Source organism: Nocardiopsis sp. RV163 (genome assembly GCF_001029525.1).
Lineage (GTDB): Bacteria > Actinomycetota > Actinomycetes > Streptosporangiales > Streptosporangiaceae > Nocardiopsis > Nocardiopsis dassonvillei.
Window position 1 is genome coordinate 1 of record NZ_LEKI01000135.1, and the last position, 15,954, is coordinate 15,954.

Here is a 15,954-nt window from a genome sequence, read left to right on the forward strand (position 1 = left end):
GGAGGTCCGGACCCCTGACACCGAGCGCGACGACCGCGCAGACGGCGGCCAACGGCCAGATCACGACTCCTCCTCGGGCGGGAGGCCGTCGAGCAGGGCCCGCAGGGCGCGCACGTCCCGGGGGCTCATGCCGTCCACGAACCGCAGCAGTGTGGCCTCGGAGTCACGGCTGCCGGTCAGCGCCTCGTGCATCACGTCGGCGGCGTGCGCCGAACGGTCCCGCACGGGGCGGTAGAACCACACGCGGCCGAGCTGTTCGCGGTCGACCCACCCCTTGCGCCTGAGGTTCTCCAGAACGGTGGAGATGGTGGTGTAGGCGGTCGCGTGGTCGGTGAGGCGCTCGCGCACCTGCCGCACCGCGAGGGGTCCGGACGCCTCCCACAGGACCTCCATGACCGCCGCTTCCAACGGTCCGAGTCCAGGAATCATGACGCCCGTGTCCCACCTTTCGCCGCGCGGATCGGGTTCAGCATAGTGGTGCCCCCTCACTCCCGTTCGGGCTCGTCAGTCGCGTTCGGGCCCGGAGCGGGCCACGGCGACGTAGGAGCCGTCGCCCGCCTCCACCAGTACCGGGCCGCGCTCCGGCCCCGCCACGGGGATCTCCCACGCACCCTCCTCCAGGGTCCGCCCGTCGGCCGTGGACAGGACGCGGTTCCCGTCGTCGGCGGCGGTGTACAGCAGGCCGCCGACGACGCGCACGGGGCGTTCGCCGGGACGGGCCTCCACCGACCAGAGCCCGTCCCGGGAGGGTCCCCCGCGGCCCAGGAGCACGGGCGCGTCCGTCGTCGCGGAGACGCCCGCGACCGCCGCGCGCCCGGAGCCGTCCCCGACCGTGACGGGTGCGGTGCGTGAGGACAGCTCCGCCAGGAGGCGGCCGTCGAGTATGTCGTGCACCGTGTACACCGACGCGCCGCCGCGTTCCCAGCGCAGGGTCACCAGCCCGGCGGAGTCGCTCGCGGGGCGGTGGCCGTAGGTCAGGGTGGTCTCTCCCGCCTCGTGGGCCAGGGAGGCGGGGACGGGAAGTCCGGAACCCCGCCACAGTTGCTCGCCCGAGGAGGTGTCGATCGCGCGGAGCCCGCCGTCGCGGTGGACCAGGAGGGTCCCCTGGTACTCGTGGAGCACCGCGTCACCCTCCTCCTCGTCGGCCGCCACCGCCCCGGTGCCCGCGGCCAGGGCGACCCCGGGGCCGGTCTCCTCGCTCATGACCGTGTGCGAGACCCGGGCGAAGACCAGGCCGGGGCCCACCCACGTGCCCGGCACCTCGGTCGGCCCCCAGACCCGGCGCCCGGTGGAGGGGTCGTAGGCGGCCGCGGTGACCGTGGCGGCCAACAGGCCGCGTTCGGGCGCGGCGTCGCTGTCCAGGAGCACGACCAGGTCCTCGCCCCGATTGCCGCGGGTCGTGGTGAACCCCGTGCAGCTCGGGTTGCGCGGCGCCGACCAGCGGGTGCGCCCTCGGGCGTCCACTCCTAGGAAACGCAGGTCCCCGCCCCCTTCGTCGGCGACCAGGCCGACGAAACCGTCGTCGGCGGCCTTGGGCTCGGAGGAGTAGGGGGAGGTCCACAGCCCCCGGTCGCCGAGCACGCCGGGGACGCGCGCGGAGTCCACGGCCACCGGGGGAGCGGGAGGTGCGTCCAGGGGCCGCGCGTCCCGGGGGGCGGCGAGTTCGGGCCTGCCGCAGGCGGTGAGCACCAGCAGCAGGCACGCCGCTGCCGCCGTGCGCACCGGGTCGCGTGCCAGTCGTGTTCGGCCCGGCCCGGGGGTGTTCGGGCGGGGCGTGGGCGGTCCGGGAGGCTGGAGGGGGGCCATGGTCACCGCCCGGCCGCGCGCAGCGCCGCCTCGACGCTGTCGGTGAAGGCCTCCAGGGGCTGGGCGCCCAGCACGGGGTCGCCGTTGACGAGGAAGGCCGGTGCGCCGCTCATCCCCATGTCCTGCCCCTCGGTGAAGTCCCGTTCCACGGCCGCCCCGGACTCGGCGGAGTCCAGGTCGCGGGCGAAGGCGTCGGCGTCCAGGCCGATCTCCCCGGCGGCGGCGCGCATGCTCGCGCGCACCTCGTCCGCGTCGTTGGTGAAGTCCTCCGGGGCGGCGTAGACGCGCGCGTGGTACTCCCAGAAGCGGTCCTGGTTCCCGGCGGCGACCGCCCCCCAGGCGAGCAGGCGGGAGCCCTCTCCGAGGTAGGGGAACTCACGCCATTCGATCCGGACCAGTCCCGGGTCGATGTAGGCCTCGACCAGTGCGGGCCGGGTCCGGTGGACCCAGTCGGCGCAGAACGGGCAGAGGTAGTCGGAGTAGACGATGAGCACCACCGGCGCGTCGGCGGCCCCCATCGCGTGCGGGTCGGCCGGGTCCCGGCGGGCCAGTTCCTCTCCCGCGGCCCGCGTCTCCTCGCTGACCGTGTCGGCGGCGGTCCCGCCGGGGGAGTCCGCGGCCCCGGAGCCCTCGGCGTTCACGAAGAGGGCTGTGAGTAGCAGCAGCGCACAGGCGGCTCCGGCCAGCAGGAGGGCCGGTGCGCTGTCGCGTCGGGATGGCTCGGACATGGTCTGGGGCCTCGCACGCGGTAGCTTCTATGGACGATAGTTTTTATTCTATCCAGGATAGAACAACGTCCGTCGGCGGGCCGGACCCCTTGCGCGCCGAACTGAGGGCGGGGGCCGGTCGCCGGGAACCGCGACGCCCAGGGGGTTTCGGCCCGCGCCCGCCGCGGTCCGGGGTGAGCACGCCCGGGCGCGTTCGGGACGCCCCTATGGACGTCAGGCGTCACCGAGGTCGACGGTGGGCCGCCGGGCCGTTGAGCACGCTGCCGTCGGTGTCGTACCGGGAGCCCAGTCCCGAACAGCGTCCTGCCAGTCGTTTCCAGTGGGTGCGGGGGTCCGTGGAGGGTGGAGGGGCTTCGCCGGGGGACTGAGCGCGAGCACTGCCGACTTCCGCGTCCGGCGGCCGCGGAAAACCGCTCGACGGCTTCGCCGAGCCCTGACACAGTGGCGCACCATGACGACTCCCGAACTCGTGACCGCCGCGGACGTGCGGCTCATGCAGGGCCTGGCGCAGCGCGTCACCGCGATCCGCCCGGACCTGGTGAACAGCGACGCCTCGTTCGGCGAGCTGGCCTGGAACTGGGGCAGGGGGCACGCCAGCGACGGCGCGACCTGGCCGCGTCGCCTGTGGTTCTCCGGCGGGGAACTGGCGGCGTGGGGCTGGGTCCGCCTCCCGCGCCGGGTGATGCTGAGCGACGGCTCGGTCAGGGACGCCACCGGCGCCTACCTGATGCACCAGGTCCACCCCGACCACGCCGGGCTGGTCGACGAGGTGATCGCCTGGTACGACGCCACGGCGGCGGGCCTGGAACGCACGGTGCTGCCCAGCGCCGCCGACGGGTTCGCCCTGGAACGGTGGGCGGCGCACGGCTACGGGACCGACCCCGAATCGCTCGGCGACGACGGGACCTGGACCCAGCTCAACGAACGCGACCTCACCGACGTGGAACAGCCGGTGCTGCCGACCGGGTTCCGGTTCCGCACCGCCGACGAGGCCGGTCCGGAAGCTGCGGTCCGGGCACATCTGGACGCATGGGCCCCCTCGGCGTACACGGCCGAGGCTTACCGGGGCGTCCGGCGGACGCCGGGGTACCGCGGCGACCTGCACGTCCTGGTGGAGGCGCCGGACGGGACGATGGCGTCCTCGACGGTCATGTGGCTCGACGAGGCCAACGGGACCGTCGAGTTCGAGCCGGTCGGCACCCATCCGGACTACCGGCGCCTGGGGCTGGGCAGGGCGATGCTGCTGCACGGGATGCGCCTGGCGAGGGCGGCCGGGGCCACGCACGCGACGGTCGCCTGCCTGGGCGCGCCGGGGCACCCCGAGGCGCGCGGGCTGTACTACGGCGTCGGGTTCCGGATGCTCGCGCGCGACGCGCCGCTCGTCAAGGCCGCGACCGAGAGGTGACGTCCGTGCGACTCCTGATGCATGAGATGGGAGTGTGGTTCCTGATGACCTCGGGTAGGGGCGGGCCGGTCATCCGACAGTGAGGAGATCGGACATGAGCGTTCCGGAGGAGTCCAGGCCCAAGACCGCGGACACCGACCAGGTCGTCGAGGCCGGCCACAGCGACGACGCCCGCGAGCCGGACACCCGGGGAGAACTGGAGGCCGAACTCCAGGACAGGATGGAGGAGCAGGACCTGAGCCGCGAGGACTTCGGCGGGGAGTGAACCGGCCGTGCTCCCGGGGCCGCACCGACCGGCGGCGGCTCCGGGACCGGCCCGTCCGGGGCGGCGAACGGGTAGGCCCACGGTATGAAAGATCCCTCCGCGCACGCCGCTCCCGAACCCCGTGACCCCCTCACCCGTCTGCTCCTCCGCGCCAACCGGAGCGAACGCGGCAGGAAGGTCTCCTACGGTCTCTACCAGGGCCTTTCCTTCGGCTGCGTCATGGCCCTCGCCCATCTCCTGATGCGCGGGTCCGACCCGTGGACCTCGCTCCTCTACGGGGCCGCCTCCGGCGCGTTCTTCGGCTCGTTCATGGCCCTGTTCACAGCCCCGCCGCGACCGCGGGTGTCCCGCGACCCGGCGGTGCGGGCCGCCGTCGCCCCCGGACCTTGCGCGCCGCCACTGACCGGCTGATCCTCGGCCGACCCGGCGCCGACCCCGAGACCAACCGTGTGGCCGCCCTCCAGGCCGAACAGGTGCTCGGCGCCGCCTCCGTGGAGATCCCGGCGGCGGTGGCGGCCCTCGTCGCGGCCGTCTGCGCCCTGGGCGCCCTCGCGCTGCCCTCCGGTGGCACACTGGACTTTCCGCGCGCCCTGCTGGGGACGACCGCCCTCACCTGTGTCCTGATCCCGTGCCTCGTGTTCCCGGAGAGGCTCCTCCGCCGGCGGCGCAGCAGGGAGTTCCTGGCGCTGCACAACCCGTCCGACCGCGACCGCTCCGACTCCGGCCGCGACTGACCCGAGGCCCCGTCCGGGGCCGCGCGTCGGCGCCGACCGGCCCCGCCCGCAGGCGGATACGCTGTCCCGGTCCGCGCGAGGCGCGCGCGGCCCCGCGAGCAGCGAAAGCGAGACGATGAGCCCTTCGATCGCCACCAACACCCGTGTCGACCTCGACGGCCTGCTGGAGTTCGTGCGTCCGCGCCACCACGCGCTCCTCATCACCCGCCGCGCCGACGGCGGGCCCCAGGCATCCCCGGTGACCTGCGGCGTCGACGCCCGGGGCCGGATCGTGGTCTCCACCTACCCCGAGCGCGCCAAGACCCGCAACGCCCGGCGCGACCCCCGGGTCAGCGTCCTGGTCCTGTCCGACGACTTCGACGGCGCCTGGGTCCAGGTGGACGGCGAGGCCGAGGTCATCGACGGGGAGGACGCGGTCGAGCCCCTGGTCGAGTACTTCCGCGTGATCTCCGGCGAGCACCCGGACTGGGACGAGTACCGCGAGGCCATGCGCCGCCAGGGCAAGTCCCTCGTCCGCGTCACCCCGAAGCGGTGGGGCCCGGTCGCCACCGGCGGCTTCCCCGCCGACCGGGTCTGAGCCCGGCGGTCCGTGACCGGGTTGCGCCGACCGGGCCCGGCCGCCGCGCCCTCCGGGTCATCGCCCCGCGGGCGGCGGCCGCCAGTCGTCGTCCGGAGGCGCGGCCCCGCGGTCCGGCGGGTCCCCGCCCTCGGGCGGCGGCTTCCAGTCCTCACCGGACGAGGACCCCGAGGTTCCCTCCCCGGGCCGGGCGGTCCCCAGGCCCGGCGTGCTGCCCCCGTCCCATCCGGTCGGGTACCGCCTGCCCTCGGGCCGCTCCTTCCAGTAGTCCGGAGAGCGCACGGCCTCCTGCTTGCGGATCGTGTCCCTGCGGATGATCCACAGCACGAGGAGGATCACCCCGACCGGGATGACGAGGGCCATCAGGACTCCGAACAGCGCGCCGGGTGTCGCCCACTCCATCGCCTACCTCCTTCACCTGGGGGCGCGGTCCTCACAGGGCCGCGAGCAGCTCGCGGCACGCGCTCTCGCAGCGGCGGCACGCCTCGGCGCACACCCAGCAGTGCTCGTGCCGGGTGGCGTGCCGGTCGCACTCCTCGCCGCACAGGCGGCAGGCCTCCGCGCACGCCTTGACCAGAGCCCGGGCGAGGGTGTCGTCCTCCCCGGTCCGGCGAGAGAGCACCCGCTGGGTGGACTCGCACACGTCGGCGCAGTCCAGGTCCAGGCGCACACAGGCGACCAGGTCGGCCACCGTCCGCTCGCCCAGACAGGAGTCCGCGCACAGCACGCACGCCTGCGCGCACGCACCGCAGGCCTCGATGCAGGCCCGCACCTTCTCCTCGACCCCGTCGCCCCGGCGGTCGGATCGGGTGTCCAGCATCTGTCCGACGACGCTCATGACTCCTCCTCGAACGTTCTCCGGTCCGGACCCGGACCGGGACCTTCAGAGCGTGAACCGCAGTGCGAAGTGGTTCAGTGAGGCGGGAAGCCCCGACGCGGGCAGCGGCCCGCCCGCGTCCACGCGGGTCAGGTTCCGGCCCCGGAGCAGGGCGCGCAGGAACAGCGACACCGTCAGCGGCACCAGGTCGCGCGCCGCGCACCCGGCGGGGCCGTAGCTGAAGGGCACGATCCCCGGCTCCGCCTCGGCGCGTCCGTCGAGCCAGACCTCCGGCTCGAACGCGTCCGCGTACGGAAGCCGGGAGGAGTCCCGGTGGAAGTAGGAACTCGCGATGAGGAAAGCCGTTCCCGCCTCGAACACCTCCTGCCGCCAGGCCGTCTCCCGTGTGCTCTCCCGGAGCACCATGAGCGTGGTCGGCCACAGCCGCACCGACTCGCGCACCGTCGCCCGCAGCAGCGGCAGGTCGAGCCCCTCGCGGCCGTCCGCCTCCTCGCGGGCCGCGTGGGCGCCGGGGCTGAGCGAGGTCAGCAGCGCCAGGGAGCGGAACGCTGCGACGGCGGCCGCGTCGAAGGCGAACAGCCAGTGCGCCACCTGGTCCTCGGGGTGTACCTCCGCGCCCCGGCCGTCCCCGCCCGGCCCGCTCCCGTCGGGGGCCGTCGCGCCGCGGTTCCGCCCGCTCTCTCCGCCCCCGCCGCGGGGGCACCCGGCGGCCGACCGCGCGGCGGCCGCTCCCGCGACCAGGCGGGCGGCGAGGCTGCCCGGTTCGGCGCGTTCGACGCCGGCGCGCACCCGTCCGAGGAACTCCTCCCTCGCCGCGTGGTCGGTCGGGGCCGCGTAGGCCCAGTTCGCGCGCGAGCGCAGGGCGTGCAGGATTTCGGTCGTGCGGCGGTCCTCCGCGGCGAACGGGCCGAAGACCACGCGCCGGGCCATGGCGTGGAAGGAGTCGGCGAACCTGCGCCAGTCCAGGACCCCGCCGTCGCGCAGGGCCAGTCTGAGCGCCAGCGCCTCGTCGTCAGCCTCTCCGGCGACGACGTCCCCGTCGGGGTGGATCGTCTGGCCCGGCACCAGGGCGGCGACGTTGGCCGCGCGGCGCCCGGGCCGGGTGTCGTGGTCGGAGACCAGTACCCCGTGCGGCTGGAAGTGGGAGAGCGCGCCGTGCTTCTCCACGCCGCCGGGTGAGAAGGGTTCGGGTGTCTCCCGCAGGAGTCGTCCCACGTCCTCCGGGGACAGGACCAGGGCGAGCCGCCGCCCGGCCAGGCGCAGCGGCAGCGGGTCGTCACCGTGGCGCTCGCGCAGGCCCCGCAGGAGCGAGACCGCCTTGCGGTCGGCGTCCAGACCTGTGACCAGGCCCGTCATCAGCGGGCGGCGCGCGATCACGCCCCGCGCCAGGTCGGGCAGCAGAACCGAGGACAGCACGCGCGCCGCCTCCGCGGCGGTGGGGCGGCGCGCCCTCCGCCGGGGTTCCGCCTCCGGCCGGGCACCCGCGTCCTGTGGCGGGTGCGCTCCCTGTCGCCTGTGCGCCTCCTGGTGTTCTGTGGGCATCGAGACCGTCCCCCTCGATCGGTTCGCTCCGGTGGATCGCTGTCCTCGGCTTCGAGCCCCCGCGGTTCCGGCTCCGTGCCGGTCCCCGCAGCTCCCATGGCCCCCGCGGACCCCGCGGCCCCCATGAGTGCCGGTGATCCGGCTCCCGTGTTCCCTGCCCGGGTGGGGTGCGGGCCTTCCGGACGCGGTTTCGTCCGCCTCGGCCGCTCACCCGCCGGTTCCGGGCTCTACTCCGTCCCCTGCCCCGGTCCGGGCGTGTCCGAACGGGGACGCACGGGACTTCTGCGGTTTGCGCGGCCGCCGTGCGCCGTCCGGCCCCGCCTCCACGGTGCCGGGACGCCCCCGCGCACACGGGCGCCCCGGCCCGCACCGGACCGGGGCGCCCGCCGTTCCCCGACCGCGAACGGCCGCGGGTCAACGGCCGCGGATCACAGGTGGTCCCGGGGCAGCGTCTCGGTCCACTGCCGGGAGAAGACCCGCTCGTCGTTCTCGAACGCGTCCAGCGTCGCGTACACCCGGAACTCGGTCTCGGTGCACTCCAGCGACGTGTGGGTCTCGGTCCGGGTCCGCCACCCGTCCCGCGCGAAGCGCATCGTCCACGTCGACTCGCCGCGCGCGGACGTGAAGTCGCCCGCCACCGACTCGTAGTACTCGTAGGCGCGTCGACCGACGTCCAGGTCGATGTCGTCGAAGTGCAGGATGCCGCCGTCCTTGACGATCTCCAGGACCGACCGGGTGTCCACCAGATCCCTGTAGACGGTCCAGCTGTGATCCGGCTTCTCCCGGCGCGTGGTGGAGATCTCCGGTGACCCCTCCGGCTCCCCGAAGGGCTCCGGGCGCGGATCGTCGGCCTCCGAGCGCGGACGGACCGGCAGCAGCAGCCTGCTCTCCTCCGGGTGCACGGTCAGCAGGGCGGGCTTCGGCGGCGGCCAGGCCAGCGGCCAGTAGGAGGTGGACAGCGACAGCCGGATGCGGTGCCCCACCGGGAACGCCTGCGCGACACCGTTCATCGTCACCTTCACCCGGTAGATCTCACCGGGTTCGAGCTTCTCGGGGCGCTCGTGGCTGTCGCGGTGGGTGAGGTTGAGCAGCCCGTAGGTCACCCGTGTGGCGCTGCCGTCCGGCGCGACGTCCACCAGCCGGGCGGCGACCATGGCAACCGGTTCGGTGACCGACACGTCCAGCTCCACCTCGGCGGCGCCCAGGATCTCCACGTCCTCCGACAGCACGTCGCTGTCGAAGACCAGGGAACCGCCGTCCTCCTCGCGCTGGTCGTAGGGCAGGTCCGGCGGGGCGTTGTAGGAGGCCCACTTGCCCGCGAACTGGCCCACGGTCAGCGGCGACCGCACGGTCAGCGACTCCGAGTGCACCTCCTCTCCGGGGCGGCCGATCCGGTACCTGGCCAGCGGGTAACCGCGGTACTCCACGTTCGGCGAGGGCCACTCGTCCTCGCGCACCCACCGGCCGGGGCGCTCGGTGTAGGCGGTGGAGGGGGGCACGCTGTCCTGCATCCACGCCCACAGGGACGGGCCCTCGTCGACGCCGTTCTCCCTGCCCTTGAGCCAGCGGTCCAGCCAGCGCACGACCTCCTGGAGGTAGCCGATCGCCGGACCGGGGGCTCCCATGTGCGGGTAGCGGTGCGACCAGGGGCCGATCAGCCCCCGGCTGGGCGCCTCCAGGTTCTCCAGCAGCCGGAAGACGGCGTTGGAGTAGCCGTCCGCCCACCCGCTGGAGGCCAGTACCGGGCAGCGCACCTTCGAGTAGTCCTCGCTCACCGACGCGTGCCGCCAGTAGTCGTTGCGCCGCTGGTGGCGCAGCCACTCCAGGACCCACGGTTCGGTGGCCTCCAGCCTCTCGTGCCACATCCGCCGCCAGTCCTCGCCGACGGTCGCCGGGTCGGGCGGGCAGGTGCCCGCGGAGAACATCGTCCCCGCCTCGGCGAGGTTGTCCGACAGCAGACAGCCGCCCATGTAGTGGAAGTCGTCGCCGTACCGGTCGTCGGTGAAGGAGCTGATGACGATCGCGCCCAGGCTCGGGGGCTGGCGGGCCGCCACCTGGAGCGCGGCGAACCCTCCCCAGGACAGCCCCATCATGCTGGTCTTCCCGTTGCACCAGGGCTGCTCGGCCAGCCAGGCCAGCACCTCCTCGGCGTCCTGCTGCTCGCGTTCCAGGTACTCGTCGGTGAGCACGCCCTCGGAGTCGCCCGTGCCCCGCATGTCCACGCGGACGCAGGCGTAGCCGTGTCCGGCGATGTAGGGGTGGTGCATGGAGTCGCGTACCGACGTCAGGTCGCGCTTGCGGTAGGGGATGTACTCCAGGACTCCGGGGACGGGGGACACGTCGGAGGAGGCCGCCCGCCACACCCTGGCGGCCAGGCGCACACCGTCCGACATCGGTATCCACAGGTGATCGTCCTCATGGACGGCGTCGGGCAGGTTGTTGACCACGTGCATGGACCGGGGGCCCTCCTAGTTCTCGGCCAGCTTGTCCTTGGTTCCGTGCTCGTCCTCGAACTCGAACGCGAGCTCGTCCACGCAGCGCTCGTACTTGGCGCGCATCTCGGTCTCGTCCTGGGCGCCGATGGTGATCTTGGCGAGTTCGTAGCTGTAGCTGTCCTGGTTGTTCATGTCCGAGAGCCGCTGGCCCCGCTCGGGCACGATCCCGATCGTCACGCCGGGCAGGGACTCCTCCAGTGCGGACACCTCCTCGGGGGTGGGCACGCGTGCGGCGACGCCGTCCTCGAAGCGGCGGTGGATCCACTCCGCGGCCACCCGGTACTCGCCCCGGGCGCCCTCCTCCAGGGCCGGGTCCTGCCCGAAGCCCAGGCGCAGCATGCGCTCGTGGTTGGCGACCCCGTCCACCAGCTCGAAGAGCTCGGCGTGGGACTGGGAGTGGCGCGTGTTCACCTCCAGCAGGCCCAGCTTCTCCTCCACCGGGTCGTAGAAGAACTCGACGCTGAACGTGGAGTTGTCCATCCCGACCCGCTCGATGACCTTGGCGGCCACCTCGGACATCCACCGGCAAACGTGCTCGGGGAGGCCGGAGGGGTACTGGTGGCGCAGGAACACCGAGCTGCCCGGGTAGTCGACCGAGTCCAGGGCGCCGTAGACCACGACCTCGCCCTTGTACACGTAGCCCTCGACGGCCGCCTGCACGCCCTGCATCGCGGCCTCGGCGAGGGCGGTGCGCCCGCCCACGGAGGAGATCTCGGGAGGCAGGTCCACCATCTCCAGGATCTGCTCGAAGGGGCGGCCGATGCGGTCGACGCCGTCGCGGAGCAGGGACACCGCCTGCTGGAACGCCTCGTCGTCGCCGACCTTGTAGGCCAGTTCGGAGGAGGCCGACTTCACCGGCTTGAGCCACATCGGGTACTCCGGGCTCTCGGGGGGAGCCGGGTCGGCCTCGGACAGATCGACCAGGCCGAAGGCCGGGTACTCGTCGATGACCTTCCGCTGCTCCAGCCTGCTCCAGTACTTGTGCTCGCACTTGACGAAGGACTCAAGGGAGGACGAGGGGAGGCCGCGGCGGGAGCAGAGGATGGGCACGAACAGGGTCACCGGGAAGTCCCAGTAGCCCACGATCGCGTCGACGCTCCCGTCGAAGTCGTCCAGGATCCTCTCCGCCTTGGCCAGGAGTTCCTGGATGTCGACCTCGCCGACCTGGAGTTCGTCCAGGCCCAGAAGCCGGTGGAATTCACAGTGCCGACCTGTGGGGGTCCTGCGCAGGATCTCCAGGTTGTGCTCGTCCAGGCCGACCACGAACACGTTCTTCACGGTTACCCGCACCGCCTTCCTTTTCTGGTGCTCCTCTGAGTGGGGATGCGTACGCGTCCGCCTAACCCGTGCGGGGTGCCGCAAACGCGGGCGTGTCGCGCCTCACGCCTCGGAAGCACTGGTCGTCGCGCCGCTACGGCGCGCACGCGCGGGCCCCGCCGCGGACGGTCGGAGGTCCGCGGCGGGGCCGGTGGAGCGGCGGGGACGCCAGTGGGCGCGGGGGCGTACCGGCCGGGCTGGTCCGGGGCGCCGGTGCGTCAGCGCGTGCGGGGGGCGTACCGGTCGATCTCGGCCAGCTCCTCGGCGTCGAACTCCAGGTTGGCGACCGCCGCCACGTTGTCCTCCAACTGCGCGACGCTGCTCGCGCCGATGACGGCGGAGGTCATCCGGCCGCCGCGCAGCACCCAGGCCAGCGCCATCTGCGCCAGCGACTGCCCGCGCCGCCGGGCGATCCCCTCGAGCCCGCGCACCCGCTCCAGCACCTCCTCGGTGATGCCCTCGGCGTTCAGGAACGGGCTGCTCCCGGCCGCCCGCGAACCCTCCGGCACTCCGTGGAGGTAGCGGTCGGTCAGCAGCCCCTGCGCGAGCGGCGAGTAGGCGATGGAGCCCGCGCCCGCCTCGTCGAGCACGTCGAGCAGCCCGTCCTCCACCCACCGGTTGAACATCGAGTAGGAGGGCTGGTGGATGAGCATCGGCGTGCCCAGGTCGCGCAGGATCGCCGCGGCCTCGCGCGTCTGCTCGGGCGAGTAGTTGGACACGCCCGCGTACAGGGCCTTGCCCTGGCGCACGGCCGTGTCCAGCGCACCCATGGACTCCTCCAGCGGGGTGTCGGGGTCGGGCCGGTGGTGGTAGAACACGTCCACGTACTCCAGGCCCATGCGCTCCAGGCTCTGGTCCAGGCTGGACAGCAGGTACTTGCGCGAGCCCCACTCGCCGTAGGGGCCGGGCCACATCAGGTATCCGGCTTTGGTCGAGACCACGATCTCGTCGCGGTGGCGGCGCAGGTCCCGGGCCATGACCCGCCCGAAGTTCTCCTCCGCCGAGCCGGGCGGGGGACCGTAGTTGTTGGCCAGGTCGAAGTGGGTCACCCCCAGGTCGAACGCGCGCAGCAGGACGGCGCTCTGGTCCTCGACGGCGCGCTCGTGGCCGAAGTTGTGCCACAGCCCCAGGGACAGGGCGGGCAGCCGGAGCCCGCTGCGGCCGCACCGCCGGTAGGGCATCGTCTCGTACCGCTCGGGGTCGGCGACGTAGGTCATGGCATCTCTCCCTCGTGTGGCTGTGCGCCGGGTCGTCGCGCGGAGCGGGCCGACCGGCGTGCGGAGAGTACAGCGCGCGGGGCGGGCGCACCAGCGGCGCCCCCGCGTCGGCGATTCGGGACGTCCGGAGCCGTGTCGGCCACGGCCGTCCCCGTCCCCCGTCGCCCCCGCGCGTGCCGATGAGCCCCGCTGCCGGGGGCCGGAACCCGCCACGGCCACGTTCACCTGCGGTTTCTCGTGGGGGCTCACGGGTAGTCCGTACGCCTGTCATCCCGGTTCCGTACCGACACAAGAGGGAGTGAACGTCGATGCACCACGAGACCCAGCCCCCGATCGAGGGATACGAGAGCCTTCCGCTGGGGACGCTCCAGCACCGTGTCCGCTCGCTCGACGCCGACCGGATGCGCCAGCTCATCCACTACGAGTCCGAACACGCCAACCGGATCAACGTCCTGGAGATCCTGGAGCACCGCCTGATGGAGCTGGAGCAGGGCGCCGAACCCTCCGGGGGCTCGCAGGACTTCCAGCCCGAGCGCCCGGGTCCGCCCGCCGGCGGCTCACCGGTGAGCGAGGACACCGCCGCCCCCGCGTTCAGCCCGCCGCCTCAGGGCGTCCCCAACCAGCCCGCCAAGCCCAAGGGCGACTACCGGCCCGGCGGCCGGTGAGTCGGTCCCCGGCTCCGCCGGGACACCGTTCCCCTGTTCGCGGCGGTGCCCGCCTCCGCCCCCGCTGACGGGAGCCCGGCCCGTGGAGGCGGACCGGAGTGCGGCCGCCGGCCGTTTTCACCGCGCCGCCTCGGGTATCCGTACACCCACATCCCCTGGAACGCTCTTCTCCGACGCACAGGGAGTGACATGGCGCTGGAATCCACCGCGGGCCCGGCCCGCGGCCACGGCGGACGGGGCGGCCGGTGATCCGCGGCAGGGCGCCCCTGGTCCTGGCCGGTGCGGGCTGGGCGGCGTCCCGACTCCGGGACAGGCGTGACCGGCGGGACGAACCCGAACCGCGGCGGCGCCGAGGCGGGACGGTCCCCTGGATGGCGGCCGGTGCCGCCCTGGGCCTGGGGGCCGCGGCGCTGGCCGGTCCGCGGCGGCCCGCCCTGCTGGACGGCAGGGTCGCGCTCATCACCGGCGGCTCCCGGGGGCTCGGGCTCCAACTGGCCCGCGAGTTCGGTCAGCGCGGCGCGTCCGTCGTGATCTGCGCCCGCCGACAGGACGGACTCGACCGGGCGGTGGCCGACCTGGAGCAGCGGGGCGTGCGGGCGCACGGCGTCCGGTGCGACGTCCGCGACCCCGAGTGCGCCGAGAAGCTGGTCGCGGAGGCCACCGAGGCATTCGGCCACCTGGACTTCGTCGTCAACAACGCGGGGATCATCCAGGTGGGGCCGCACGAGACGCTCTCGGAGAGCGACTTCCGCGAGGCCATGGAGACCATGTTCTGGGCGCCGCTGCGCATCTCCCGGGCCGCCATCGGCCCGCTGGAGCGCACCCGCGGCTCCCTGGTCACCATCACCTCGATCGGCGGCCACGTGAGCGTGCCGCACCTGCTGCCCTACTCCTGTGCCAAGTTCGCCGAGGTCGGCCTCTCCGAGGGGCTGGGGGCGGAGGTCGCCCGGCGGGGCGTGCGGACCACCACGGTGGTCCCGGGGCTGATGCGCACCGGCTCCCACAAGGCCGCCGTCTTCTCCGGCGATCCCGAACGCGAGTACGCCTGGTTCTCCCTGGGCGCCGGGCTGCCCCTGGTCTCGGTGAGCGGGGAGCGCGCGGCGCGCCGGATCGTGGAGGCGGCCGCGCGGGGGCGCAGCTACCTGGTGCTCACGCCGCTGGCCCGCGCGGCCATCGTCGCGCGGGGGCTGTGCCCCTCCTTCGTCCAGAGCGCCATGCGCCTCATGGACCGGGTCCTGCCGGACCCGGACGGATCCGTGGAGCGCAAGCCCGGGCGCGAGGCGGACGACACCGCGGTCAACCGGGTGCTGAAGCTGCCCACGGCTCTCAACGAGCGCGCGAGCGGGCGCCTGAACCAGAGGTACGACGAGGGCGGCGGCGCGTCCGGGGACCGGGGCCCGGACGCGGGCGGGCCGGAGGGTACCGGGCCCGGCCGCTGACCGGAGGCCGCCGCGGCGACCGGCGACCGCGAATAGGGAGGACACGGCGTGACGCGTTTCGGACGCTTTCCCGCGAGCGAGGAGCGCGGGCCCCTGGAACCGGCCCAGTCAGGCGCCGGCGGGAGAGGCGCCCCCGCTGCTGCCGCCGCCCCGCCACTTGGAACAGCTCACCCGGGGCCTGGCCGCGTAGGACACGGCGGCACGGGAGATGGCCCGCGGTACCGATCCGCAGGTGCGCTCGGCGGCCGTCCGCCCGTACCTGGAGGCCGGTGTGGACGGGGTCCACGTCTGACAGGCGGGCGACGACCAGGACGGCTTCTTCGCGTCCTACGCGGAGGAGGTTCTGCCCCGGCTGCGGGCCGGGGCCCGATGAGCGGTGCGGCGCGCGGGCGGCGTAGTCCGCGGGCCGCACCCGTGAGGAGGACAGATGCACACCCGTACCCGTGACGGCACCATGCGCGAACCGGGGCCGATGCCGCCGGACCCGTTCCCTCCGACTCCGATGCCGCCTCCCTCCCCGCCCGAGCCCGTGCCCGAGCCGGAACCGCCCGGCCCGGGACCGCTCCCCGAACCGCCGGGACCGGAGCCCCAGCCCGAACCGGCCTGAGACACCCGCCGGACCTCCGCGCGGGCAGGACCGCGGGGCGCGCACCGCAGGTGACCCGCGCGCCCCGCCGGTCCGCCGTGCGCGGGGAGGCGTCGCCCGTTCCGCGTGCGCCGCCGGGCGGGACCGCCGGGTGGGGGAGCGCCGACCGGACGCCCGGCGCGGGCGCGCACGGATGCGAATCCGTGGCGTCAGGGGGATTGTCCCGCGCGCGACGGTCGGCCTAGGTTGCACGGGAAAGACTCCTTCCGGTCCGGACCGCCCGCCCGGGCGGCGCCGGGCCGCCACCTGCTGGAGGAACCACAGTGGCGCAACCCCCCAC

At 74.0% G+C, this 15,954-nt stretch carries 16 protein-coding genes; 7 read left to right on the plus strand and 9 right to left on the minus strand.

All coding sequences use genetic code 11. The features are described from left to right. Positions 1–60: 60 nt before the first annotated feature. The 3 genes from ABD54_RS20420 to ABD54_RS20430 all read right to left on the minus strand — a co-directional run bounded on the left by ABD54_RS20420 (position 61) and on the right by ABD54_RS20430 (position 2,534). On the minus strand, positions 61–429 hold the full coding sequence (locus tag ABD54_RS20420) for a BlaI/MecI/CopY family transcriptional regulator (RefSeq protein WP_047871127.1): 369 nt from the start codon (positions 427–429) through the stop codon (positions 61–63). 75 nt (positions 430–504) lie between these two features. After that, the gene (locus tag ABD54_RS20425) at positions 505–1,722 is read right to left on the minus strand and encodes a pyrrolo-quinoline quinone (RefSeq protein WP_235432129.1); all 1,218 of its coding nucleotides are present in this window, start codon (positions 1,720–1,722) and stop codon (positions 505–507) included. A gap of 86 nt (positions 1,723–1,808) precedes the next feature. After that, a complete protein-coding gene (locus ABD54_RS20430; protein ID WP_047871128.1) occupies positions 1,809–2,534 on the minus strand; it encodes a thioredoxin domain-containing protein in 726 nt (241 codons plus the stop codon). A 451-nt stretch (positions 2,535–2,985) separates the two neighbouring features. Between ABD54_RS20430 and ABD54_RS20435 the strand changes: the two genes are divergently transcribed. The 5 genes from ABD54_RS20435 to ABD54_RS20445 all read left to right on the plus strand — a co-directional run bounded on the left by ABD54_RS20435 (position 2,986) and on the right by ABD54_RS20445 (position 5,515). Continuing rightward, positions 2,986–3,939, plus strand: coding sequence for a GNAT family N-acetyltransferase (locus ABD54_RS20435; RefSeq protein ID WP_047871129.1), 954 nt, complete (start codon positions 2,986–2,988; stop codon positions 3,937–3,939). A 94-nt stretch (positions 3,940–4,033) separates the two neighbouring features. Continuing rightward, the gene (locus tag ABD54_RS28630; RefSeq protein WP_200904155.1) at positions 4,034–4,204 is read left to right on the plus strand and encodes a hypothetical protein; all 171 of its coding nucleotides are present in this window, start codon (positions 4,034–4,036) and stop codon (positions 4,202–4,204) included. 84 nt (positions 4,205–4,288) lie between these two features. After that, positions 4,289–4,615: a hypothetical protein gene (locus ABD54_RS29140; protein ID WP_235432130.1), complete on the plus strand. Its 327-nt coding sequence runs from the start codon at positions 4,289–4,291 to the stop codon at positions 4,613–4,615. Further along, on the plus strand, positions 4,591–4,938 hold the full coding sequence (locus tag ABD54_RS29145) for a hypothetical protein (RefSeq protein WP_235432131.1): 348 nt from the start codon (positions 4,591–4,593) through the stop codon (positions 4,936–4,938). Before ABD54_RS29140 ends, ABD54_RS29145 begins: the two co-directional genes overlap by 25 nt. A 115-nt stretch (positions 4,939–5,053) precedes the next feature. Next, positions 5,054–5,515: a PPOX class F420-dependent oxidoreductase gene (locus ABD54_RS20445; protein WP_047871130.1), complete on the plus strand. Its 462-nt coding sequence runs from the start codon at positions 5,054–5,056 to the stop codon at positions 5,513–5,515. A gap of 57 nt (positions 5,516–5,572) precedes the next feature. On the opposite strand, the gene ABD54_RS20450 is transcribed toward ABD54_RS20445, so the two are convergent. From ABD54_RS20450 to mgrA, 6 genes are all read right to left on the minus strand, one after another. Then, the gene (locus ABD54_RS20450; RefSeq protein WP_047871131.1) at positions 5,573–5,917 is read right to left on the minus strand and encodes a hypothetical protein; all 345 of its coding nucleotides are present in this window, start codon (positions 5,915–5,917) and stop codon (positions 5,573–5,575) included. Between the two features lie 31 nt (positions 5,918–5,948). Continuing rightward, positions 5,949–6,353, minus strand: a complete 405-nt coding sequence (locus tag ABD54_RS20455) for a four-helix bundle copper-binding protein (protein ID WP_047871132.1) — start codon at positions 6,351–6,353, stop codon at positions 5,949–5,951. 45 nt (positions 6,354–6,398) lie between these two features. After that, positions 6,399–7,769, minus strand: coding sequence for a cytochrome P450 (locus ABD54_RS20460; protein ID WP_047871133.1), 1,371 nt, complete (start codon positions 7,767–7,769; stop codon positions 6,399–6,401). A 554-nt stretch (positions 7,770–8,323) separates the two neighbouring features. After that, positions 8,324–10,348, minus strand: a complete 2,025-nt coding sequence (locus ABD54_RS20465) for a CocE/NonD family hydrolase (RefSeq protein ID WP_047871134.1) — start codon at positions 10,346–10,348, stop codon at positions 8,324–8,326. Between the two features lie 15 nt (positions 10,349–10,363). Then, positions 10,364–11,680 (minus strand): ATP-grasp domain-containing protein, encoded by a 1,317-nt coding sequence (locus ABD54_RS20470; protein ID WP_235432132.1) that lies wholly within the window; start codon positions 11,678–11,680, stop codon positions 10,364–10,366. A gap of 245 nt (positions 11,681–11,925) precedes the next feature. Further along, entirely contained in the window at positions 11,926–12,924 is a 999-nt protein-coding gene (gene mgrA, locus ABD54_RS20475; RefSeq protein WP_047871136.1) for an L-glyceraldehyde 3-phosphate reductase, read from the minus strand. A gap of 308 nt (positions 12,925–13,232) precedes the next feature. Here mgrA and ABD54_RS20480 point away from each other — a divergent pair, with 308 nt between their 5' ends. Further along, entirely contained in the window at positions 13,233–13,589 is a 357-nt protein-coding gene (locus tag ABD54_RS20480) for a hypothetical protein (protein ID WP_047871137.1), read from the plus strand. 245 nt (positions 13,590–13,834) lie between these two features. Continuing rightward, positions 13,835–15,028 (plus strand): SDR family oxidoreductase, encoded by a 1,194-nt coding sequence (locus tag ABD54_RS20485; protein ID WP_053063630.1) that lies wholly within the window; start codon positions 13,835–13,837, stop codon positions 15,026–15,028. Positions 15,029–15,954: the final 926 nt, after the last annotated feature.

What these genes read in the sequence shown, in the direction of transcription:
- ABD54_RS20420 (WP_047871127.1), bottom strand. Translation starts at nt 429, where the DNA reads ATGATTCCTGGACTCGGACCGTTGGAAGCGGCGGTCATGGAGGTCCTG.
- ABD54_RS20430 (WP_047871128.1), bottom strand. Translation starts at nt 2,534, where the DNA reads ATGTCCGAGCCATCCCGACGCGACAGCGCACCGGCCCTCCTGCTGGCC.
- ABD54_RS20435 (WP_047871129.1), top strand. Translation starts at nt 2,986, where the DNA reads ATGACGACTCCCGAACTCGTGACCGCCGCGGACGTGCGGCTCATGCAG.
- ABD54_RS28630 (WP_200904155.1), top strand. Translation starts at nt 4,034, where the DNA reads ATGAGCGTTCCGGAGGAGTCCAGGCCCAAGACCGCGGACACCGACCAG.
- ABD54_RS29140 (WP_235432130.1), top strand. Translation starts at nt 4,289, where the DNA reads ATGAAAGATCCCTCCGCGCACGCCGCTCCCGAACCCCGTGACCCCCTC.
- ABD54_RS20445 (WP_047871130.1), top strand. Translation starts at nt 5,054, where the DNA reads ATGAGCCCTTCGATCGCCACCAACACCCGTGTCGACCTCGACGGCCTG.
- ABD54_RS20450 (WP_047871131.1), bottom strand. Translation starts at nt 5,917, where the DNA reads ATGGAGTGGGCGACACCCGGCGCGCTGTTCGGAGTCCTGATGGCCCTC.
- ABD54_RS20455 (WP_047871132.1), bottom strand. Translation starts at nt 6,353, where the DNA reads ATGAGCGTCGTCGGACAGATGCTGGACACCCGATCCGACCGCCGGGGC.
- ABD54_RS20465 (WP_047871134.1), bottom strand. Translation starts at nt 10,348, where the DNA reads ATGCACGTGGTCAACAACCTGCCCGACGCCGTCCATGAGGACGATCAC.
- mgrA (WP_047871136.1), bottom strand. Translation starts at nt 12,924, where the DNA reads ATGACCTACGTCGCCGACCCCGAGCGGTACGAGACGATGCCCTACCGG.
- ABD54_RS20480 (WP_047871137.1), top strand. Translation starts at nt 13,233, where the DNA reads ATGCACCACGAGACCCAGCCCCCGATCGAGGGATACGAGAGCCTTCCG.